Here is a 21,475-nt window from a genome sequence, read left to right on the forward strand (position 1 = left end):
ATGGTGGGTCGTGCTGGATTCGAACCAGCGACCAATTGATTAAAAGTCAACTGCTCTACCAGCTGAGCTAACGACCCGTCATTTGGAGCCAGGAGAAGAATTGGTGGGTCGTGCTGGATTCGAACCAGCGACCAATTGATTAAAAGTCAACTGCTCTACCAGCTGAGCTAACGACCCAATCTTTCCTGATGTTGCCTGTGTCTTGGCAACGGCGGCATATAATACTCAGATTTTTTTCTGACGCAACCCAAAAGGCATTTTTATTTTGATTTTTGTAGTAAAAAGCTTTCAACCGCTCAAAATCAACACAAATCGCGCATAATTCCTACCACAAAACCAGTACAAAACTTTTTTAAACCGACAAAATGCCACCGAGTTAAGTCTAAAAAAATGCGTGTTTTTTGGATTTTCCTTGAAAAATATACTCATAAGTATTGTTGATGGTTCAGTACAACAGAGGTATAAAATTTCAAAGGGGCGAAAAAAAACCTCTCATTAGGAGAGGTTTTTCATTATAGATTATTTAATCTAGATTCCGCTAACCGCTTTGCGGAAGAATTAGGGTATTCGCTTATAACTTGCTGAAAGAAATTTCGTGCCCCACTATTGTCGCCCGTGCGTTCGGCAATGACACCTAACTTTAATAATGCATCTGGACGCTTCACTGAATCAGAGAAGCGGTTTGATACGATATTAAATTGCTCAATAGCGTCATTCCATTGCTGTTTATTAAACAACAGCTGACCGAGCCAGTAGTGCGCATTCGGTGCATACTCGCTATTCGGAAACCGCTGTATGAATGACTGAAAAGCAGGAATTGCTTTATCGTACTCACGAGATTTCAGGATAAGATTAACAGCACTGTCGTACGCTTCGTCCTCCCCCTCTTGTGGGGATGATGAGCCTGTGGAGGGGGTAACCCCTGCAGAATTACCTAACGGGGCGCCAGCGCCACCAGCGTTAGCTAAACCGCCTTGTTTAAGTGCCTCAACACGCTTATCTATCTCAAGGTACAATTCACGCTGACGTTCAAGCACCTTTTCCAGCTCGTTGGTGTTAACTTCGACAGACCCTCGCAATTGGTCAACTTCGCTTTGCATGTTGTCCAATTGGGTTTGTAAGCGATGCTGCATTTCAGTTCTGCTTTTAACAATACGCTCTAAAACAGCAATACGCTGTTCTAGATTGCTGCCGCCATTGGCATCTACCACTGGCGCCTGTGCGAAGGCAGAACTTGAAATAGCAAAGGCGGCACACAAGGTAACGCCTGCTTTAATAGTGTTAATTGCTGTAAAAGCCATTATCGGTAAACAACCACTCCGCGGCGATTTTGCGCGAATGCATATTCAGTTGAACCCATTACCGCAGACTTCTCTTCACCGTATGAAACAACCGTAATTTGGCTGCTGCTTACACCCGCGTTCATTAGGTAAGTTTCAACAGACTGGGCACGACGCTCACCTAGTGCAATGTTGTACTCTGGTGTACCACGGCTATCAGTATGACCTTCGATGGTCACCTTCATGTTAGGGTTTTTCACCAAGAACGCTGCGTGTTTATCAAGTAAACGTTGAAATTCAGGCTTGATGCTAGCGCGGTCGAAATCGAAGTAAACCGTTTGTTCGTTTTTCAACGCTTCCATTTCTTGCTGAACCATTTCTTCTGAACGCTTCATGCGTTGAGCAGCTTCTGCTTCTACGCGTTGTGCTTCAGCTTGACGAGCATCTTGCTCTGCTTGTGCTTGTTCTTGTGCAAGACGGTTACGCTCAGCAGCTAGCTCTTCTTCGCTAGGGCCAGACGAACAGGCCATCATGGTCACCACTGGCAAGGCGATAATGAAGCTCTTCATTAATTTATTCATTTGCATCCTACTAATCCTTAAATGTTATTGTTTGATATTTCAATTGTTAGAACAAAAATGGTGACCAACTTGGCGATTTCACTTGCCCATCGGCTGCCGGTAATCTGGCTTTAAAGCGTCCATCAAGTGAAACAAGTGAAAGTACTTGTGTCCCTTCATGAAGGGTACTATAAATAATCATACTACCGTTAGGCGCTACACTGGGTGACTCATCCAAAAAGGTTCTTGTCAGTACCTGAGGAGAGCCGCCGTCTAATGCCTGCTTAGCAATATGGTAGTTTCCATTGGTTTGATTAACCACTACCATTTGCTTACCGTCGGGCGTTAATGTAGCACCCAAGTTCTGTTCGCCTACAAAAGTAACGCGTCTTACCTTTCTAGAATTTAAATTTACGCTATATATCTGGGGTTTACCACCCCGTTCAGAGCTAAAAATTAAACCACTACCGTCAGGTAGCCATGAAGGCTCTGTATCGATGGCACGGTTGCGCGTTACTCTGGTTAAATTTTTCGTCGCAAGATCCATAACATAGATCTCTGGGTTCCCATCTTTCGACAAAACCATTGCAAGTTGCTTGCCATCTGGTGAAAACGCTGGGCTTCCGTTAATTCCAGGGAAATCAGTAACCGTTGTACGTTTGCTAGTATATATATCCTGTATGAATATTTGAGGTCTACGGTTTTCAAAGCTTACATAAGCTAACTTTTCACCGTCTGGTGACCAAACCGGAGACATCAATGGTTCAGGTGACGACAACAGGCGCGTCTCGTTCTCGCCATCATAGTCTGAAATCACTAGCTGATATGGTTTCTCGTACGTATCTCTGTCACGTACAATAACATAAGCTATACGGGTTAAGAATGCACCGCGTACACCTGTCAATTTCTCATACACTACATCACTAATGCGGTGTGCGTATTGCCTAAAGTCTCTAGGGCTAATAATAGATTGGCGCGCCGCTATAACGTGTTCGTTACTTACGACTAACTCACCGTTTTTCAATACCTGAGACTGGCCACCGTCTAACTGCCCTTTTAGTACATCAACCAGTTGGTAAGAGACTAAATATCTATCGGTACCTTCAGGTTCAATACTTCCGACCAAAACCGTATCAACCCCAAGAGACGCCCACGCAGAGTAGTTAACCTCATCAGCGGTTTCAGGCATTTGGGGCATTTTACTTGTCGCAACGGGGCTAAATTTACCGCTACGCATCAGGTCAGCCATAATGACTTCAGAAATATCGCTAGGCAATGTGCCAGCACCTTTCCACTTAAACGGCACTACACCAATAGGTCGAGCACTGTTTATACCTTCGGTGATCACAATCTCTAACGTCGCGAATACCTTGGCACTAAATACCATCGCGATGGCGGCTATCCATAAACCTGTTTTTTTCATTGCACTACAGTTCCACTTTTAAGTTAATATCTTTTAATTGCTCATAGACGTCGGCCGCATCCGATACCGGCAGTTCTTCTGCACGGCGTACGGCACTTTCTGCTGCTCTGCACAAGGCGTCATGCCCGCCTAAGATACGTATGCTAGTCACATAACCTGTGGTAGCCAATTTGATATTCAATCTACATACCTTACCTTTAAAGCTGTCATCGTCGTACAAGTTACGTTTTATCGTTTGCTGAATTAATGCGGTATAGCGCTCTACTTCAGTCAGAACTTGTGCACGTCTTCGTTGTTGCTGAGCCGCTTGCTCTTGCGCAAGTTGCTCTTGCATAATTCTCTCCATCTCAGCATTTTCAGCAGCTTCTTTTTTCTTACGCTCTGCATCGGCTTTCGCTTTAGCTTCACGTTCTTTGCGCTGTTGCTCCTTTTGCGCAGCCAACTGTTCTAACTCTTTTTGACGTTTGAACTCGGCTTCTTCAGCTTGCTTCTTCTCTCTAGCTTGCTTAGCCTCTGCCGCCCTCTTACGCTTAGCTGCAGCAGCTTGCGCTTCTTTCTTCTTTCTTTGCGCTTCTGCCTCTCTTGCCTGCGCTTGTGCCTGCGCTTGTTCTCTCTTGGTATCAGCGATGGCTTGAGCATCAATGAAGGTAGCTTCAATAACCGGCGCATTAGTGGCCATTGTAGGCAAGGGAGAAGGTGAAAAGCTGACGCTAATTAGCAACACTGCAGCCACAACAAGGTGCAGTGCGATAGATTTATAAATGCCAACAGAACTTGCAGTCATCAATAAACCTACTCTGGCTCAACGGGGTCTGTCATTAAACCTACAGAAGGCACACCCGCGCCTTGCAATAACACCATAAGTTGAATGACCTCATTATAAGCAACTTGCCCATCTCCTTTTACTACCACGGGAGTATTAGGATCTTTTTGTAGCTGAGCTTGTACCAAGGCTGCTAAGTCTTCTTGTGCCAGTGGCGACTCTTGGTCGTCTCCCACGTTAAGAAAGTAGCGGCCTTTAACGTCTACTGACGCAATAATAGGTGGATTATCTTCTTGCTCAATTGGGTTCGCACTTGCTTTAGGTAAATCAACTTTAACCCCTTGCGAAATAAGCGGAGCCGTTACCATAAAGATAATCAGTAGTACCAACATCACATCGATGTAAGGTACTACATTAATTTCAGAAACCGGCCTACGGCGCTTTCTTACATACATAATAATTCCTCTCTCACCAGTGAGTTAAGCTCGCATCAATGTTCGCATTTACGCTTGCGGCTGCTGAGCTTGACCAGATACTGCCTGACGGTGAAGAATGGCAGAAAACTCTTCCATAAAGTTACCGTAGCTGTTTTCCAATTTCTCAACTTGGTGACTGAAACGGTTATACGCAATAACCGCAGGAATAGCCGCAAATAAGCCGATAGCCGTTGCAATAAGGGCTTCCGCAATACCTGGCGCTACCATGGCAAGGGTGGCTTGCTGTACTTCACCTAAAGCGATAAAGGCGTTCATGATCCCCCACACCGTACCAAATAGGCCTATATACGGACTAATAGAACCGGCCGTTGCTAGAAACGGAAGACGACTTTCTAATTCTTCCACTTGGCGAGACATAGTTACCCGCATTGAGCGGTAAGTACCATCAACAATAGCATTGGTGCCTGAATTCGATTTGCGCAAGCGGACGAACTCTTTAAAGCCAGCACAAAAGATAGTGCCAATACCCGATAAGTTAGGGCGAGCAGATAGCTCTTGATAGAGTCGATTTAAATCAGCACCCGACCAAAACTTGTCTTCAAACTGACGCATCTCTTCTCGTGCACTTGAAAGCGCCTTACTACGCTGAAAGATAAATGTCCAAGACGCAACTGAAACGCCTAATAAAAGCAACATAACAAGTTGAACAATAAAGCTGGCCTGCAAAAATAGGCCGATAAAAGTAAGATCAGATGACACGCGTTATTTCCCCTAACAATGTACGTGGTAGTCGTCTGGGCTTCATCGTCTCCAGACTGACACAAGCAACTTGAATATCGGCAGATACTAAAGTTACATCTTGTTTATTTCTAATGGTTTGTTGAAACGTCATACTCGCTCCTTTCAATTCTACAACCTGCGTTTCAATACTCAACAGGTCATTAAACCGAGCAGGCGCATAGTTATGCATTTCAACGCGTTTGACGACAAAAGCCACTGATTGTTCCATTAATCTATCTTGTTCGAAGCCAAGGGCTCTAAGCCACTCGGTTCTTGCCCTCTCCATAAACTTGAGGTAGTTGGCATAATATACAATGCCCCCCGCATCAGTATCTTCGTAATACACTCTTACTTGGTGTAAATGCATAAATATTCTTTCACCGTCAATAAAATTAATCGTTAACCTTGGTTATTTATCGTATTACAGACTTACAAAAACGATAATATTCACCCTACACACCCCATTTTCAGAAGAATTTAATGATAAAATGATAAACCATTAACACCACTGCAACACATTAGTTTTTCTAAGGCTAAAAAACAATTTTACTCAATTGTAAGAATTCAAACTAAGCCTATAATACGCAGCATCAGTTCTACAGAGCGTAATGGTGTATCACACGGTTATGCAAGAGTTTTTCTCCTGTTAGATATGAGTTCCCTGGATTTATTTCCTTTAACACTTGTTGTTTTGGCCCGTTCATTGAGCGGGCTTTTTTTTATCTGAAGAAAAGTGAAAGGGTGTACTAAATAACAGAAACTAAGCATGAGCAAACATAGGGCTTGCTCATACAAATACACAAAGGGTAAGCCGCTAAACAGAAGGTGTAAAACCGAAGTGAAGATAGGCGCGTTGCGAGACTATACGCCCACGCGGGGTACGCTGTAAGAAACCTTGCTGAATTAGAAAGGGTTCAATAACATCTTCAATAGTCTCTTTCTCTTCACCAATCGCCGCAGCTAAATTATCTAGCCCTACTGGGCCGCCATCAAATTTCTCTATAATGGCACAAAGCAATTTCCGATCCATGTAATCGAAACCTTCTTTATCTACATCAAGCATATCCAATGCCTTTGCTGCGGTTTCAACGCCTACCGTACCATCAGATTTAATTTCTGCGTAATCTCGAACCCGTCGTAATAGCCTGTTGGCAATACGCGGTGTACCTCTAGAGCGACGTGCAATTTCCTGTGCGCCTTCTGGGCTCATATCCAAATTCAAGTAACTCGCACTACGAGCCACAATGGTGGTGAGATCTTTAACCGAATAAAACTCGAGTCGTTGAACTATGCCGAATCGGTCTCGCAATGGCGATGTAAGCGAACCTGCCCGCGTTGTAGCTCCCACTAAGGTGAAAGGTGGTAAGTCAAGTTTGATAGAGCGGGCTGCTGGCCCCTCGCCTATCATAATATCCAGCTGGTAATCTTCCATGGCGGGATACAGAATTTCTTCCACTACAGGGCTTAATCGATGAATTTCATCAATAAAAAGCACATCGTTGCGTTCAAGGTTAGTCAGCAATGCCGCTAGGTCACCTGCTTTTTCAAGTACGGGACCAGAGGTGGTTTTAATGCTGACATCCATCTCGTTCGCCACAATATTTGCTAGGGTGGTTTTACCTAACCCTGGCGGACCAAATATTAATAAGTGATCAAGGGCATCGTCACGCTTTCTAGCTGCCTGAATGAAGATTTCCATCTGCTCACACACGTGAGGCTGGCCTGTGTAATCATCAAGCATTTTAGGGCGAATAGCACGGTCGATAACTTCATCTTCGGTACTCGCGTCGGGCGTAATTAATCTGTCAGCTTCTATCATTAGGGCTCTGCTTTAATGTAAATCGGCTACGTAGGCCTATCGCGCTAGCTTGTTTTAGTCTTGGCTTCTGTTTAAAAAGGTTTAAATAGCGGCTTTTAACGCTTCACGAATTAGCGATTCGCTTTCCATGCCTTCTTTATAAACACTGTCGATAAGTTTACTGGCCTGCGTAGGCTTATAGCCTAGTGCCACTAGCGCGCTCTGGGCATCTTCTCTCGTGTCGTTTACTTCTACTAGCGTATTGGTGTTAAGTAAATCCCCACTGGGCGGTGGAATGGCAATACTTTGTACTTTGCCAAACTTCGCTAACCTATCTTTTAACTCAACCACTAACCTTTCAGCCGTTTTCTTACCAATGCCCGGCAAGCTCACTAGCGCAGAAACGTCTGCATTTTGAACCGCTGATAAAAATTGGCCTGCGGACATACCCGATAATATGGTTAAGCCTAATTTAGGGCCCACCCCATTCGCTTTAATTAGCTCTCGGAATAATCCTCGCTCCATTTTATCGGCAAAACCGAACAGCAATTGCGCGTCTTCTCGCACGACGAAATGGGTATAAACCACCACTTCCTCACCTACGGCTGGTAATTGATAGAAGCTGGTCATTGGCATGTGAATTTCATAACCTACCCCATTTGCATCTACCAATATTTCTGGGGGCTGCTTTTCGGCCAATGTACCGCGAATACGTCCAATCATGACTGCTCTCTTACATGGTATTTTCCCAATGTAGGGAAATAAAACGAATAGGAAGGTTCTATTAGTTACAAAAAAGTGGTTACCGCTATGCGAGTTTTTAACAACGCTAGAGCAAACAAAGCAATTAACGCAAACGGCCTCGCACGGTTTTGCGTGCTTGCCCTGCCATATTAATCAGGCTTTGCTCGGTATGAGCATGACATAGCGCTACCGCAAGAGCATCAGCTGCATCAGCTTGAGGTGTACCACTTAAACTCAACAAATGCTTCACCATGTGCTGCACTTGGGTTTTATCTGCACTACCCTTACCTACTACTGCTTGTTTAATTTGCCTAGCCGAATATTCTGCTACTGGCAAATCACCTTGAGTGGCTGCCACAATAGCGGCACCGCGGGCTTGCCCTAACTTTAAAGCAGAGTCGGGATTTTTTGCCATAAACACTTGCTCGATAGCAAATTGTGCAGGGTTGTACTGGCGAATAATATCGCTAATGCCGGTATAAATATTGGCAAGCCTGGACGGTAAGTCTGCCGTTCCAACGCGAATACAACCGCTCGCCACATACACAAGTTTACCCTGCTTACGCTCAATAACGCCGTAGCCTGTAACCCTAGAACCTGGATCTATACCCAGTATAACCATTAAGGTACGTTTGGTACAAACATTGATACCGCCTCTTTGTTTGAAGGCGACCAAAGTCGCGCTAATGCTTGTGCTTTATCTACCCACTCATACTGCAAATGTTCAGTAAGCACCAACGGCAAGGTACTGTCTACTTGAAGAGAAAAAACGTGTTCGGTGTTAAACCGTGTTCCGGGGGGATATCGATGCAACCAGCGGCTGCGAATTTCGTATTGGTTTTGTCTATTGTGGTTAAACATTTCTATAGACAGTTGTTTGGCGTCAATCCCTGTTTCTTCCGCTACTTCTCGGTATGCGGTTTCAATAGGGAGCTCGCCATCTTCCATTGCGCCGGTAACCGACTGCCAAAATTCAGGGTCGTCATTGCGCTGTAGCAAAAGTACCTTATGGTGCTGATCGTACAACACCACAAGGACCGACTCGGGCTTTTTATAAGCCATCGTTTACGACGGCTTTTTTACCGTTGCAATCGCCAACTCTTCCAACTGCTGTGGATTCGCTGGACTTGGCGCAGATGTTAATGGGCAAGCCGCTGTCGTGGTTTTAGGGAATGCCATTACATCACGAATAGAGCTAGCACCTGTCATAAGCATAACAAGGCGATCTAAACCGAACGCTAGACCTGCGTGAGGCGGCGCACCAAAGCGTAAAGCATCAAGTAAGAAGCCAAATTTATTCTTCGCTTCTTCTTCTTCAATACCCAAAATCTCAAACACGGCAGATTGCATTTCTTCGTTGTGAATACGTACCGAACCACCACCAAGCTCGCAACCATTTAATACCATATCGTAGGCATCAGACAATGCGCCAACCGGGTTGGCTTTAAGCTCTTCTGCAGTTAAGCCGCGAGGTGCAGTAAACGGATGGTGTATAGCATGAAGCTGTCCATCGAATTCTTCAAACATAGGGAAGTCGACAACCCACAACGGCTTCCACTCACCTTCTAAGAGTTCAAAGTCTTCACCTAGCTTAAGGCGAAGTGCGCCCATAGCTTCGGTAACTACCGTGTTAGTGTCGGCACCGAATAACAAGATATCGCCAGCTTGAGCGCCAGTGCGCTGCAAAATACCGTCGGTAATATCTTCGCTTAAGAATTTAAGAATAGGTGATTGTAAACCTTCTTGGCCTGATGCCATTTCGTTCACTTTCATCCAGGCTAAGCCTTTCGCGCCGTAAATGCCCACAAACTTGGTGTACTCGTCAATTTGCTTACGAGACATGCTGGCACCGCCAGGTACGCGAATAGCAGCAACACGACCTTTAGGATCGTTAGCTGGGCCACTGAATACTTTAAACTCAACAGTTTCAAGTAAGTCAGCAATATCGGTAAGCTCTAGTGGATTACGTAAATCAGGCTTATCGCTACCAAAACGCTTCATTGCTTCGGCGTAGGTCATGCGTGGGAAGTCACCTAAATCTACGTTCAACATAGTGCTGAACAAATCGCGGATCATGCTTTCAGTGATCGCCATTACGCCATCGGCATCTAAAAACGTAGTTTCGATATCGATTTGAGTAAATTCTGGTTGGCGGTCGGCACGCAAATCTTCGTCACGGAAGCATTTTACGATTTGATAGTATCTGTCCATGCCAGACATCATCAGCAATTGCTTAAACAGTTGTGGCGATTGCGGCAGTGCAAAGAACTCGCCTTTATGCGTACGACTAGGTACTAAATAATCACGAGCACCTTCAGGTGTCGCTTTGGTCAAAATAGGGGTTTCAATATCTAGAAAGCCTTCGCCTTCTAAGAAACGACGTACTGCACCAGTTACCTTAGCGCGGAACTGCAAGCGCTGGCTCATAACAGGGCGACGTAAATCAAGGTAACGGTAGCGTAAACGCTGCTCTTCAGAGTTCTCTTGGTTCCAATCAAGTGGCAGCGCATCAGAGCGATTGATGATTTCTAGGCCTGTGCCCAAAATTTCAATTTCGCCGGTACGCATATCTTTATTCATTTGACCTTCAGGACGAGCACGTACTTTGCCGGTAAGCTTCACGCAGAATTCACCGCGAAGTTTATTCGCTACGCTTAATACCTCTGGTAAATCAGGGTCGAATACCACTTGAACGATACCTTCGCGGTCTCGTAAGTCGATGAAGATAACGCCACCTAAATCACGGCGTTTGTTTACCCAACCACATAGGGTGATTTCTTGCCCAATGTATGATGAATCGATGTTCCCACAGTAATCTGTGCGCATGGTCGTTGACCCCTGATATTCTTATCTTGCGTTACACGATGGTTGGCAAACCCTTGAACCTGCTTGCCATTACTCTACAATGAGGCGATCGCGCCCCTTGCCATCATGCACTATGTGTTAAATTAAGGTCGCATAGTATAAACAAATGCGCACTAAAGCCCAATGACAAATACAAACAATCCTGCAGTAACTAAATTATCAACTTCTTCGGCGCTACCCGAGGTATTTATTGGCCTGCCGCAGTGGCAGCATAGTCATTGGCCAAAAACCTGGTTTGCTAATTACCCAAAAAGTGACAATCAACTGGTTCATTACGCTAATGAGTGTAATACGGTTGAGGGAAATACAACCTTTTATTCTCTCCCCCATTCAGATGCGGTAGCACGCTGGGAACAATCTGTAGGTAGCGACTTTTCGTTTACCTTTAAATTTAACCAGCAAATCACGCATGTTCACCAATTATTGCATTGCGAAGATGAAGTGAACGAACAATTACAAATTCTTGCGCAACTTGAGCACAAACTCGGTGTGATGCTGTTGCAACTTCCTGCAAGCTTTGGCCCTGAAAAACTCGAGCGACTGGCTTCGTTTTTAAGTCATTTACCACGCCATATTAAGGTGGCCGTTGAGGTTAGGAATTTGGCTTTTTTTAAAAAAGGTGATGAAGAGAAACAGTTAAACCAATTATTAATTGAGCACAACGCCAACCGCATTATTATGGACACCCGCGCCTTGTTTACCGGCCCTGTTTCAAGGCTAGATACAGGGGCTAATACAAGGGCTAGCAACAGTGCGCTATTAAGTGAGGTACGACATAAAAAACCTAGAGTCCCGGTGAATGTGATTGCCACCGCGAATAACCCTGTCGTTCGTTTTGTAGGAAATGATACGGACGAAGATAATATTGCGTGCTTAACGCCTTGGGTGAATAAAATTCATCAATGGCGGCTAGAAGGAAAAAGCCCGTATTTCTTTTGTCATCGACCCGATAACAAAGACGCCCCGTGGTTGGCGCAGCAGTTTATTGATTTGTACAACCAAAAGCATGGTGATGCGGCAATTCCTAACCTTGCCATTAAACAACAGCCGAGCCAAAACGCCTTGTTTTAGCGTGCATTTGCTGCGCATAAATTTCGCTAAAAGTGCTGCTGTTTTAACTATTTTAAATAGCAAAGCCATGCACCATACATTAAGAATATTAACTAGTGCTTATGCTTACCTTCCTATAAACTGAAAGCTATTGAGACAGTCTCAATAGTAACTTTTTATTTAAGTGAAATAATTAATGGAATTACCAACGCTTGATCGCGAAACCTTGCGATTAAAAGCCCTAGAAAATTTAAACATTCTAGACACCAAACCCGACGCACAGCTAGATGCCGTTACCAAAGCAACCCAAGAATATTTTAAATGCAAAATTTGCTTGGTGAGCTTAATTGCCGAAGACAGACAATGGTTTAAGTCTCGCCAGTGTTTAGATGTGTCAGAAACACCGCGCAATATTTCATTTTGCACTTACGCAATAGCGGAAGAAGAATATTTAATTGTAACCGACGCAACAAAAGACAGCCGTTTTGCAGGCGGCCCCTTGGTTAAAGGTGAGCCTTACATTCGCTCTTATGCTGGCGCTATTCTTCGTTCTAACGATGGGTACGAGCTTGGTACATTATGTGTTATTCATGATGAACCGAGAGAGTTCTCTGCTGAAGAAATTCTTATGTTAAAAGAGATGGCCAAGAAAGCGGAAACCATCATTAATGAGAATCAATGGTAGATTAACAATCGCTAACAAGGCTATTAAAGCCCACTAATCTAAAAGAAAAAAGCTGCCACATTAGGTGGCAGCTTTTACGCTTTACGCTTTACGCTTCAAAGATACTTCCAGTAGGGGTCGTACTAACGAAAGTCTCCCGCATCTAAGTCATGCTTCTTCATTAACTTATGCATATCGGTTCGGTTACGACCGGCTAACTCAGCCGCGCGGGTTACGTTTCCATCCGTCATTTTCAAAAGCTTGTTCAAATACTGTTGCTCGAAGGCATCACGGGCTTCGGTCAGCGTTGGCCAACTTTGTTTGGTAGCTGATAGCGCTTGTTCTACAAGATGCAGAGGCACTACCGGGGTTTGTGTTAAGGCAACACATTGCTCTACCACATTCACTAATTGACGCACGTTTCCTGGCCAAGATGATTTCACTAACAGCTGCATAGCATCGTCTGAAAACTGACTAACATTCACGCCATGACGCTGAGCACTTTGCTGTAACAATGAACGAGCAAGTAATGGAATATCTTCGCTACGCGCTTTCAACGACGGAAGCTTTAAGTTCACCACATTTAAGCGGTAATATAAGTCTTCCCTGAAAGTGCCCTCTTCCATTTCTTTGAGCAAATCTTTGTGAGTAGCCGAAATGATACGAACATCAATATCTACATGCTTGCTGCTGCCTACAGGCCTGATTTGACGCTCTTGTAACGCACGTAATAGTTTAACTTGTAGTGTCATTGGCATATCGCCAATCTCATCTAAAAATAGAGTACCGCCATCGGCTTCTCGAAATAAACCTGGGTGAGCGGCTACCGCTCCAGTGAAAGCACCTTTTGCATGCCCGAATAACTCTGATTCAAGTAAGTTTTCTGGCAGTGCGCCACAGTTAATAGCAACAAATGGCTTGTTACGTCGATCGCTTGCCTGATGCATTGCATTCGCTAGTAACTCTTTACCTGTTCCACTTGCTCCGCTAATGAGTACGCTAACTTCTCGCTGTGCAATTCGGTACGCTTGATCAAGTACATTAAGCATATCTTGAGAGCGGGTAACGATACTTTTCGCCCACTCACCGGGCTGGGCTGCTTGTGACTGACTTAATGCTTTTTGTAATAAGGTACGCAGTTCATCATGATCGACTGGCTTTGGAAGAAAGCCAAAAACACCTCGTTGGGTGGCCGCAACCGCATCAGAAATGGTTCCGTGAGCGGTCATCAAAATAACGGGAATATCTTTTCGAATGCCCATGATTTCTTCAAATAAACTTAACCCGTCAAGGCCAGGCATACGCAAATCACTGAGGACTACGTCAAAAGCATCATTTTGAAGTTTTCTTAACGCCGCATTACCATCTTCAACGGCAGTAACTTGATAACCCTCACCTTCTAACCGAATGGTCAAAAGACGAAGTAAACTTTTATCATCATCAACCAACAATAAATGGGGTTTGTTCTTACTACTTTCACTCATTGTTAGTTGTTCCTGTTTTTATCCATAAGTGTTGCTTCAATTTGGAGGAGTTCTTCTAGTTTTTTCTGCTGAGCTTTAAGCTCAGCATACAGCTTTTGTAATTCTTGACCTCGAAGGGTATTTTCTTTGCTTAATACACTCAACGCAGACTCAAGTTCCATTAACTGTTTGTTTGGGTTACTTACCACAACTTGAATGACCAACGCGGCGGCGTCGGTAAATTCAGGCATTAAATCATCTATAGAGAGTTGGGCTCGTAGCCTATCTTGATACGGGGTGTCACTGGATAAGGATAAAAGGTAAGCGTGAATTTTGTCTTTTTTCGATTGACCAAGCGCTGTCAACTGCGCTTTACGCTCTATCCAAGGCGTGGCATCAGCTTCAAGCCAAACTTCCAACCAGTAAGTCATGTTGCAATTGTAATCAAAATTTTCTGGTTCTGAAGTGAACAGGCAAATATCGTCGTCTACAGCCACTTCAATGATCTGGGGTAGTGGAACATCAATTTTCTGTTCGATTGGCTGCTTAGACAACACACTGCAACCCGACATCATCGTCAGGGCCAGTATCATACAACTTATTCTCATTTTATTTTTCCTGTTGAGGAATCGTCACCCTAAAGCACACATCAGCATAATCAACATCGACAACTTGCACGTCGCCATGCATCAGTCGCGCACAATCCGCAACAATTGATAAGCCTAATCCTGTACCTATAACATTGTCATTTCTCGGCTCAGCGCCACGGGTGAAAGGTTCAAACAGTGTTGCAACCGACTCTTTGGCAATCCGCTTGCCTCGATTTGCAACGTCCAATATAGCAAAGTTATTATTTAAATATATATGTACATTAATGGGTCGTCCTACTGCACCATGTGCTACCGCGTTAGACACCAAATTGTCGAGTATTCGTCGAAATAACTCTTCGTCAGCCCAAATATGGCTATTTTCTACCGATACGGTAACTTCTCGCTCTTGCAGCGCGAGGGCGTAATCCCCCAGACATGCATCAACCAACTTCTTCGCATCAGTATTGACGATGTTGGGCTGAGCTTGCTGTAACAACAAGTTATAGTCGAGTAATTTTTCAATTAATGTGTTCAATCTCTGAGTACTTGCGCTAAGTAGCGACAACACTTCACGTTGAGCATCATTTAAATCGCCCACAACATTTTCCGATAATAAACTACATCCTTCCTTAATACTGGCCAACGGTGTTTTCAATTCGTGAGCAGCATGCCGCAATAGTGCTGTGCGTATATGCTCTAACTGACCAAGCCGATCGTACAGCCAATGTAGATCTTTCTCCACATCTATTAGCTCTCGCGGCGCTTGGCGAGATAAAGGAGGAAGATCACCTTGCTGATGAGCCACTATCCGTATTATCTGCTTTAGTTTATTGACTGGATTAACAATCAGTTGGCTTCCCAAAAGGATAAGCAGCAAGGAAACACTTACCAACATCGCCGTAGACCATGCCTGCTTTGCTTGCATCGCGTTTAAGTCATCTTGCTGAACTTTGACCCGCTCGGAAATCGCTAGTTCCACGTCGTCACGAAGTTGTGAAACACTTCGTGATACGTTAGCAAGGTAGGCATTGAGTAGGAGTTGATCTTCAATTAAGCGGTAATCAGAAAGATCGCCTAATTGTTCAGACAACCTTTCACAGGTTCCCTGAACAGATAAGGCTTGGCAAAGGTTATCTGCGGCCACCGCGAACTGGTCGAGTGCATTGTCGGATAACGTGGCAACTTTCTCGGTTCGAATAACGGCGTATTGGCGAATACTTCGCTCTAAGTCCACGACGGCACCGTCTAGGCGTTGCATATCCCCCACGACATCAACCACGTAACGGGTTTCCAGCGTGGTCATTTGCCCTACTTTGGCTAAATCACTTTGACTTTGCCACAACAGCGCAATTAATGGGATTAACGCCAGCACGAAGCTACCTAGCGTGAGTTGACGTAAAGAGCCTAGCTGAACCAGCCGTTCACCAAATGAAAATTTCTCAATCAGAGTGGTATTCCTTCAAACAAGCACCGGCAGGCGCATCTGCTAGGCTATTATTTATTTCATACGCTAACGGCAGCTATTTACTGACGGCAGATTTTGCATTTCCTGGTGTTAGTTTACTTTTTGCTAATTCGGCTTCAGTTAATTTGCCATCTTCATTGTCGTCAATTAACCCAAAGTTACGCAATAGTTCGGTATGTCGAACCGCTTCCTTCAGTGATATTAGGCCGTCTTTATTAGTATCTAACTGCTGCATCAACGTTTTCGCAGGTGACGCGTGCGCTTCAACTACCGAAATAGCTTGTATCGCCGCGATAGTAAGTAAAATCAGAAAAACCTTCTCTAGTCGTTTCATCATGAATCCTCCGCATTACTGCTTGTTTATAAATCCCTTAAACTAACTTCGATAACTCTGTTAACTCTGATTTGGTAAGCTAAAATTGAGCCAAAAATACAATACAACTATATATCAAGTACTTACAATACGTAAATCAACTAACCTCCTGCTCATTGTATCTATAAACAGACACAGTTACACGAACAGTTGTAAATGTATCCAATAACCTGATAATGCTTCAAAATAGGTTGCTGAAACAGTCTTTTAGAACAGTTGGTTAACATAACCTAATAAAAAGCGCAATGCATTGGCATTGGGTGTCTACCTACGCTTCACTATTATCAGTATTACCTATGTAAAACTGTTTAGGTGACTGAACGAGCTCATCCATAGGAATGGGTTTGCTAAACATAAACCCTTGAATGTAGTCACAACCGTGATCAATCAAATAATGCCACTGGGTTTCATTCTCAATACCTTCAGCACATACAGACAGTGAAAGACGTTTGGCCAAATCGATAATAGCGCCCGTTACTAACCGGCTGCGTTCGGACGTTTCTAACTCGTGTACGAATTGCTTATCAATTTTTAAGGTATCGATACTAATTTGGGTTAAATAGCTTAGCGAAGAATAACCCGTGCCAAAATCGTCAAGGGCAATGGCGCACCCCATGTTGCTCATGCGTTTAAAGAATTTATTTGAAGACGCAAAATTCTCTAAATAAGCAGACTCAGTTACCTCGAATTCTACGTATTCCGGGTTTACATTGTGGCGCGTAAAAATCTCATAGATATTGTCAAATAGATTACTATCACGAAGGTCGTGACCTGATAAATTTACTGACACACGAAAACGATGGGGAAGCCATTCTCTTAATTTGGGTAGGTCAATACAGACCTTTTCAATTACCCACCGGGTAATGGCAGATATTTTGCCGCCTTGTTCCGCAATGGGAATAAACTCATTCGGCATGACTAAACCATATTCAGGATGTTGCCACCTAAGCAGTGCCTCTAAGCCGATAACTTTCCCTTTATGATCGACTTTAATTTGGAAGTACACCATAAACTCATTGTTCTTTAATCCTTGCTCTATGGCATTGGCTAAATGGAATTTACGCTTATGTGACTCCACCATATCGGGCGTAAATATGGTAAAGCTACCACGCCCTTTGGCTTTAGAGCGGTACATGGCAAGATCTGCGTTGCTCATGAGTTCACTTAAATCATAGTCGGCGTCTATGGCTCGCGCTACGCCCACACTAACGCCAACAGACAGCGACAGCCCACGCAGTTCAAAAGGACTGGTAAAGGCATTAATCAATCTACCCGCCATATTTTCGAGACTGGTATCTCGCGTTTCCCTGTCTGGTAATACTAAAAACTCATCGCCCCCTAAACGGGCGACCAAATCCCCTTCTCGCAACAGGGCGCTAACCCTATCTGCTACTTCTATCAATATTAAATCGCCGGTCTCATGACCTAGTGAATCGTTTATTCCTTTAAACCCATCTAAATCGAAAAACAGAAGCGCAAGATCATCATCATTTCTTCGCGCTCGGGCTAATTCTAACCGCAAGTTATCAAGCACAAATTGTCTATTGGGCAACCCCGTTAGGCTGTCATAGTTAGCCAGGCGAATCATAGTTTCCTGTTGATCGACCAACGTTTGATTTTGTTCATGATTGATGAGTAACTCAACCTCAATCATTTCTAAAAGGCGATTGATGTTTTCTCCTAATTCTCCTATTTCATCTCTCGACGTTAGGTTTTGTCGCAGCGCATAATCTTTTGTATCTGTGACTTGTTTGGTGAAAAAACTCAACTCACTCAAAGGGCGAAATACACGATGAATGAAAAACAATGTGCCTATTATACTTATTACCCACAGCACGAAGATAAGGGGTAACACATTCAACAATAAGCCCTTAATACTTCCCGAAAGCGGTGCCTTGGCATCAACGAACAGTACCAAGAAACCATCAGGCTTTTGCGAAGAGCCTATTACCCGTCGTGCAATAATCACGTCATTTTCTGAGGATACCCCTTCGGGTAATCCTAATGGGTCAAGCATATTGAAAAAGGGCTCGTTCAACCTAATAGCAGATGGGCCCTCTTCTTCTAGTAAAAGAGTAAAGTTACTATCATAAATTCTTGCTGCGATAACATGTTCATGCTCCTTTAATAGGAGCAGAACATTTGAAATAGAGGAGGACTTTTCGGTATTCAATAACATGGATGGCGCTATGTTCTTCACCACGCCATTGCCAAGAGAAATCGTATGAGAATGGGCCAAATTGAGATAAAGCGCTTTGTGCTCTATTACCGCAAACCACAACACAGCTGCAGCCATAACTGACATAGACAAAGTTACGACAATACTAATTGGGGCCTTTATAGACTTAAATACACCCACTTGCTTAAACACCACCCGCGTTATACATTGCAATCATGTTTTAAATAAATCTTACGTTATTATCACAATCTCGACGATGTCTGAGACCACAGAAAATCATGATTTATTTATAGCATTATTTTTCACTAATTACCTGTGTAACAAGCACTTTTTACATTATTAATAGCGAGCAAGTGTTTCAAGTACTGTATTAATTTTCTGGTGAAACATGCAGTTTGGCTTTAATAAAATGGGAATGCGGCACATGTAGTAAATCTGATATACGCCGTATTGTATGCTCTTCAATAGGAGCAAGTTGATTATCTGCATAAGCAATAACCCATAAGCCTTCGAGAATATCCCGCTTTTGGTCTGGATCACACGTTTGATTAATTATCTTAGTATATTGTACTAAATCGACAGCTTCTTCTGCTGACATACGACCTTCTTCCATTAGCAATTTTAGCTCATCATCAGAGAGCTCAAACTGCTTATATAAGTGCGTTTTGTAAGCTTTAAGCTCACTGTCTGTAACATTATCGTCAGCCCGCATAATTTCACTTAACAATGCAGCAGTGGCAAGTTCGACAGTATGTTTCTGTTGATCTTCTGACTCTTTCGTTTCGAAAAGCTGTAACAAAGATTTAAGCATTAGGCGCTCCAATTAAACAACGACGCTATTGCATAACATATCCACCGTTCTGAAGTGGGAATATACGGCAAATCGTTGGCATTTTTAGTTTAGTGGTAGTTATTCAACGGCTGTATTGAGCAAACAGTTTATTTTTCGCCCGCCTTTTTCAAACCACACTTTACTACTTAGCGCTCTAATAAGGCCCAGCCCTCTTCCGAATGAGTCATTACTTTCGGGGCTGGCTTTACGCTCCCAATCAAAACCATTGCCGCTGTCTTCTATTGAAAGAAAGACAACCTTTTTCACAGGATCAGACTCAATACTAATAATAATCGTCCCTTCATCTAGGGCGCTCAGCAGCTTTTCTCGCTGCTCATAATATAGTTGAAAGCCTTCTGGTGAGTGCTTTAAACGTGAGTCCATGTTCAAAATACCGTGCTCTAAGGCGTTGCTAAACATTTCGGAAACCACGGTAAAAAGCACCGAACGAACATGTTCAATACCGCTACACTGAGAGGTTTGGTGGAGCATACGGGTTTGAATATCGGGCTGCTTCAAATGCTTGGCACTCAAGGTAATAACTATATTCAATGGAATATCGTCGGTAGCTCTATAGGGCTGCACGCCTTCTAACGACTGACTTTTAAAGATAACCACAGAAACATCGTCGTCAAAACTAGGCGTAGCCGAAAATGCTTTAGCGTGATTAAAAATCCCGTCGGCAGTAATATCACTAGCATCAGCACACCATTGTTTTACCCCCTCTTCGGTTAGCATATTTCCGTCAGCATCAACCGCTTCTGTTAGTCCATCGGAATAGATAATTAACTTGTCATTTGCCAGCATTTCAAAAATTTCGCATTCACTGTCAAACTCATGTTGCTCAAGAATACCCAGTGCCATATGAGGTGAAGAAATCGTTTTGATAAATCGCCGTTTGCCTGACACCACCATCATCTGTGGCATACCACCTTGCCACAAGGTGATACGTGAACCATCAGAGCCAACCTCGCCGACAACCGCAGCCATAAACATATCGCTGGGTAAAAATCGCAATAGTATTTTATTAAACTCTGTCGCCATTTCATTGACCGACAGCCCTTTTGCTGACATCTCTTGAAATGCCCGGGTTACCGGCAGTGCACCAATGGCTGATGCAAGCCCATGCCCTGTAAAATCTCCCACTAAAAAGTACAGGCCGCCACTTGGGCTAGCTTCACACACAAACACATCGCCATTAAATGTTTCCGCAGGCGTTAATGCATGATCGAAATATTTAAGAACGTGACCTTTGTTAACAATGGCATGACTAAAAATATGCTCAACAATCGCATGTTCCCTTGCTACCCGCTGTTGATAAAATCTAAGCTCTTCATTTTGTTGTTCAATATGAGCGCTTAGGTTACGAATTTTTTCGTGAGCGCGAATTTTAGCGGTGAGAATATGTTTGTCGAAAGGTTTCGTCGCAAAGTCATTCCCCCCTACCTCTAAACATTTAACCAGACTTTCTTTGTCATCCAGCGCGGTGATGAATAAAATAGGTAAGTATCGGCCACCGGCTAAGGTTCTAATTTGTGGTGCAACCTCGAAACCACTCATACCGGGCATGATTACATCAAGTAATACTAAATCGGGTATCGCTTGTTCAACTATCGTTAACGCGTCCTCACCGCATGCAGCTTCAACACAATCAGTGAACCCCGCCTCGCTTAACATGCTAACTAACATGGTGCGATTTATTGGTTCGTCATCAACGATAAGAATTTTCATGTAATGTTAGCGCCCTGTGGCTGACTTACCGCTGCGTCTCAACGAATAATAAATTTTTTGTCAAAACGCGATATTTTTAGTATTCGCTCCACGGGTGGTCGGCTATTCTCAATACTAAATGTCAGTGACCTTTGTGATAATACCTTTTGCATATTAAGCAACATACCTAAGGCTGAACTGTCCATGTATTCTGTCTTAGCTAAGTCAACGGTGATGTGCTTAACATCAGAGTCTAAATCTTGATAGGCTGAGCGAAATGCTTCCACTTTGCTGAAATCGAACTTTTCGCCCATCTCTATGATTAAAGTCTCTTGCTCATTGACCTTATCCTTTAATACATTCATTTAATCACTCCTTCTTCCGTTAACTACACTGCTTCCCCATTTCCTTTTATCCCGTATTATTCTAGGAATGAACTCAGCGTATATTTAGGCTTTACTAGAATTTATTCTAGCGCAGATATTTCAGCATGCCATGC

Annotated in this window: 22 protein-coding genes and 2 tRNA genes; 2 read left to right on the top strand and 22 right to left on the bottom strand. The window is 43.6% G+C overall.

Going from position 1 to position 21,475, the window contains the following annotated elements; genetic code table 11:
- Position 1: 1 nt before the first annotated feature.
- The 14 genes from JKP82_RS00005 to aspS form a co-directional block, all read right to left on the bottom strand.
- Positions 2-77: transfer RNA gene (locus JKP82_RS00005), tRNA-Lys, on the bottom strand.
- A 24-nt stretch (positions 78-101) separates the two neighbouring features.
- Positions 102-177 (bottom strand) — tRNA-Lys (locus tag JKP82_RS00010).
- A 335-nt stretch (positions 178-512) separates the two neighbouring features.
- On the bottom strand, positions 513-1,301 hold the full coding sequence (gene ybgF / locus JKP82_RS00015; RefSeq protein ID WP_159529751.1) for a tol-pal system protein YbgF: 789 nt from the start codon (positions 1,299-1,301) through the stop codon (positions 513-515).
- Positions 1,301-1,867 (bottom strand): peptidoglycan-associated lipoprotein Pal, encoded by a 567-nt coding sequence (pal, locus tag JKP82_RS00020; RefSeq protein ID WP_159529749.1) that lies wholly within the window; start codon positions 1,865-1,867, stop codon positions 1,301-1,303. The genes ybgF and pal overlap by 1 nt, the downstream gene beginning before the upstream one ends.
- A 40-nt stretch (positions 1,868-1,907) precedes the next feature.
- Complete coding sequence (gene tolB, locus JKP82_RS00025; protein ID WP_159529747.1) at positions 1,908-3,263, bottom strand: Tol-Pal system beta propeller repeat protein TolB; 1,356 nt, start codon at positions 3,261-3,263, stop codon at positions 1,908-1,910.
- A 4-nt stretch (positions 3,264-3,267) separates the two neighbouring features.
- A complete protein-coding gene (gene tolA / locus JKP82_RS00030) occupies positions 3,268-4,047 on the bottom strand; it encodes a cell envelope integrity protein TolA (protein WP_218395378.1) in 780 nt (259 codons plus the stop codon).
- A gap of 8 nt (positions 4,048-4,055) precedes the next feature.
- Positions 4,056-4,481, bottom strand: coding sequence for a protein TolR (gene tolR / locus JKP82_RS00035; protein ID WP_057792958.1), 426 nt, complete (start codon positions 4,479-4,481; stop codon positions 4,056-4,058).
- A 48-nt stretch (positions 4,482-4,529) separates the two neighbouring features.
- Positions 4,530-5,222 carry a protein TolQ gene (gene tolQ / locus JKP82_RS00040; RefSeq protein ID WP_159529743.1) on the bottom strand — a complete coding sequence of 231 codons (693 nt, stop codon included), beginning with the start codon at positions 5,220-5,222 and terminating at the stop codon, positions 4,530-4,532.
- The gene (ybgC, locus tag JKP82_RS00045; protein ID WP_159529741.1) at positions 5,212-5,610 is read right to left on the bottom strand and encodes a tol-pal system-associated acyl-CoA thioesterase; all 399 of its coding nucleotides are present in this window, start codon (positions 5,608-5,610) and stop codon (positions 5,212-5,214) included. The genes tolQ and ybgC overlap by 11 nt, the downstream gene beginning before the upstream one ends.
- A 447-nt stretch (positions 5,611-6,057) precedes the next feature.
- Entirely contained in the window at positions 6,058-7,062 is a 1,005-nt protein-coding gene (gene ruvB / locus JKP82_RS00050) for a Holliday junction branch migration DNA helicase RuvB (protein WP_057792964.1), read from the bottom strand.
- An 81-nt stretch (positions 7,063-7,143) separates the two neighbouring features.
- A complete protein-coding gene (gene ruvA, locus JKP82_RS00055) occupies positions 7,144-7,764 on the bottom strand; it encodes a Holliday junction branch migration protein RuvA (RefSeq protein WP_218395380.1) in 621 nt (206 codons plus the stop codon).
- Positions 7,765-7,888: 124 nt separating this feature from the next.
- On the bottom strand, positions 7,889-8,407 hold the full coding sequence (gene ruvC / locus JKP82_RS00060) for a crossover junction endodeoxyribonuclease RuvC (protein ID WP_159529737.1): 519 nt from the start codon (positions 8,405-8,407) through the stop codon (positions 7,889-7,891).
- Positions 8,407-8,847, bottom strand: coding sequence for a dihydroneopterin triphosphate diphosphatase (gene nudB / locus JKP82_RS00065; protein WP_013784877.1), 441 nt, complete (start codon positions 8,845-8,847; stop codon positions 8,407-8,409). Before nudB ends, ruvC begins: the two co-directional genes overlap by 1 nt.
- A 3-nt stretch (positions 8,848-8,850) precedes the next feature.
- Complete coding sequence (aspS, locus tag JKP82_RS00070; RefSeq protein ID WP_218395382.1) at positions 8,851-10,611, bottom strand: aspartate--tRNA ligase; 1,761 nt, start codon at positions 10,609-10,611, stop codon at positions 8,851-8,853.
- Between the two features lie 162 nt (positions 10,612-10,773).
- Here aspS and JKP82_RS00075 point away from each other — a divergent pair, with 162 nt between their 5' ends.
- Entirely contained in the window at positions 10,774-11,721 is a 948-nt protein-coding gene (locus JKP82_RS00075) for a DUF72 domain-containing protein (RefSeq protein ID WP_232370593.1), read from the top strand.
- A 175-nt stretch (positions 11,722-11,896) separates the two neighbouring features.
- A complete protein-coding gene (locus tag JKP82_RS00080) occupies positions 11,897-12,385 on the top strand; it encodes a GAF domain-containing protein (RefSeq protein WP_159529733.1) in 489 nt (162 codons plus the stop codon).
- Positions 12,386-12,507: 122 nt separating this feature from the next.
- On the opposite strand, the gene JKP82_RS00085 is transcribed toward JKP82_RS00080, so the two are convergent.
- The 8 genes from JKP82_RS00085 to JKP82_RS00120 form a co-directional block, all read right to left on the bottom strand.
- The gene (locus JKP82_RS00085; protein ID WP_159529731.1) at positions 12,508-13,848 is read right to left on the bottom strand and encodes a sigma 54-interacting transcriptional regulator; all 1,341 of its coding nucleotides are present in this window, start codon (positions 13,846-13,848) and stop codon (positions 12,508-12,510) included.
- Positions 13,849-13,850: 2 nt separating this feature from the next.
- Positions 13,851-14,435 carry a hypothetical protein gene (locus JKP82_RS00090; protein ID WP_159529729.1) on the bottom strand — a complete coding sequence of 195 codons (585 nt, stop codon included), beginning with the start codon at positions 14,433-14,435 and terminating at the stop codon, positions 13,851-13,853.
- 1 nt (position 14,436) lies between these two features.
- The gene (locus tag JKP82_RS00095) at positions 14,437-15,834 is read right to left on the bottom strand and encodes a sensor histidine kinase (RefSeq protein ID WP_159534439.1); all 1,398 of its coding nucleotides are present in this window, start codon (positions 15,832-15,834) and stop codon (positions 14,437-14,439) included.
- Between the two features lie 103 nt (positions 15,835-15,937).
- Positions 15,938-16,219, bottom strand: a complete 282-nt coding sequence (locus JKP82_RS00100; RefSeq protein ID WP_232370592.1) for an EF-hand domain-containing protein — start codon at positions 16,217-16,219, stop codon at positions 15,938-15,940.
- Positions 16,220-16,523: 304 nt separating this feature from the next.
- Complete coding sequence (locus tag JKP82_RS00105; RefSeq protein ID WP_220099803.1) at positions 16,524-18,560, bottom strand: EAL domain-containing protein; 2,037 nt, start codon at positions 18,558-18,560, stop codon at positions 16,524-16,526.
- Positions 18,561-18,804: 244 nt separating this feature from the next.
- Entirely contained in the window at positions 18,805-19,245 is a 441-nt protein-coding gene (locus JKP82_RS00110; RefSeq protein ID WP_218395383.1) for a tellurite resistance TerB family protein, read from the bottom strand.
- A gap of 99 nt (positions 19,246-19,344) precedes the next feature.
- Positions 19,345-20,997, bottom strand: coding sequence for an ATP-binding SpoIIE family protein phosphatase (locus JKP82_RS00115; protein WP_218395385.1), 1,653 nt, complete (start codon positions 20,995-20,997; stop codon positions 19,345-19,347).
- A gap of 38 nt (positions 20,998-21,035) precedes the next feature.
- On the bottom strand, positions 21,036-21,341 hold the full coding sequence (locus JKP82_RS00120) for an STAS domain-containing protein (RefSeq protein ID WP_159529723.1): 306 nt from the start codon (positions 21,339-21,341) through the stop codon (positions 21,036-21,038).
- Positions 21,342-21,475: the final 134 nt, after the last annotated feature.

This window comes from Alteromonas lipotrueae, assembly GCF_019249215.1.
Lineage (GTDB): Bacteria > Pseudomonadota > Gammaproteobacteria > Enterobacterales > Alteromonadaceae > Alteromonas > Alteromonas lipotrueae.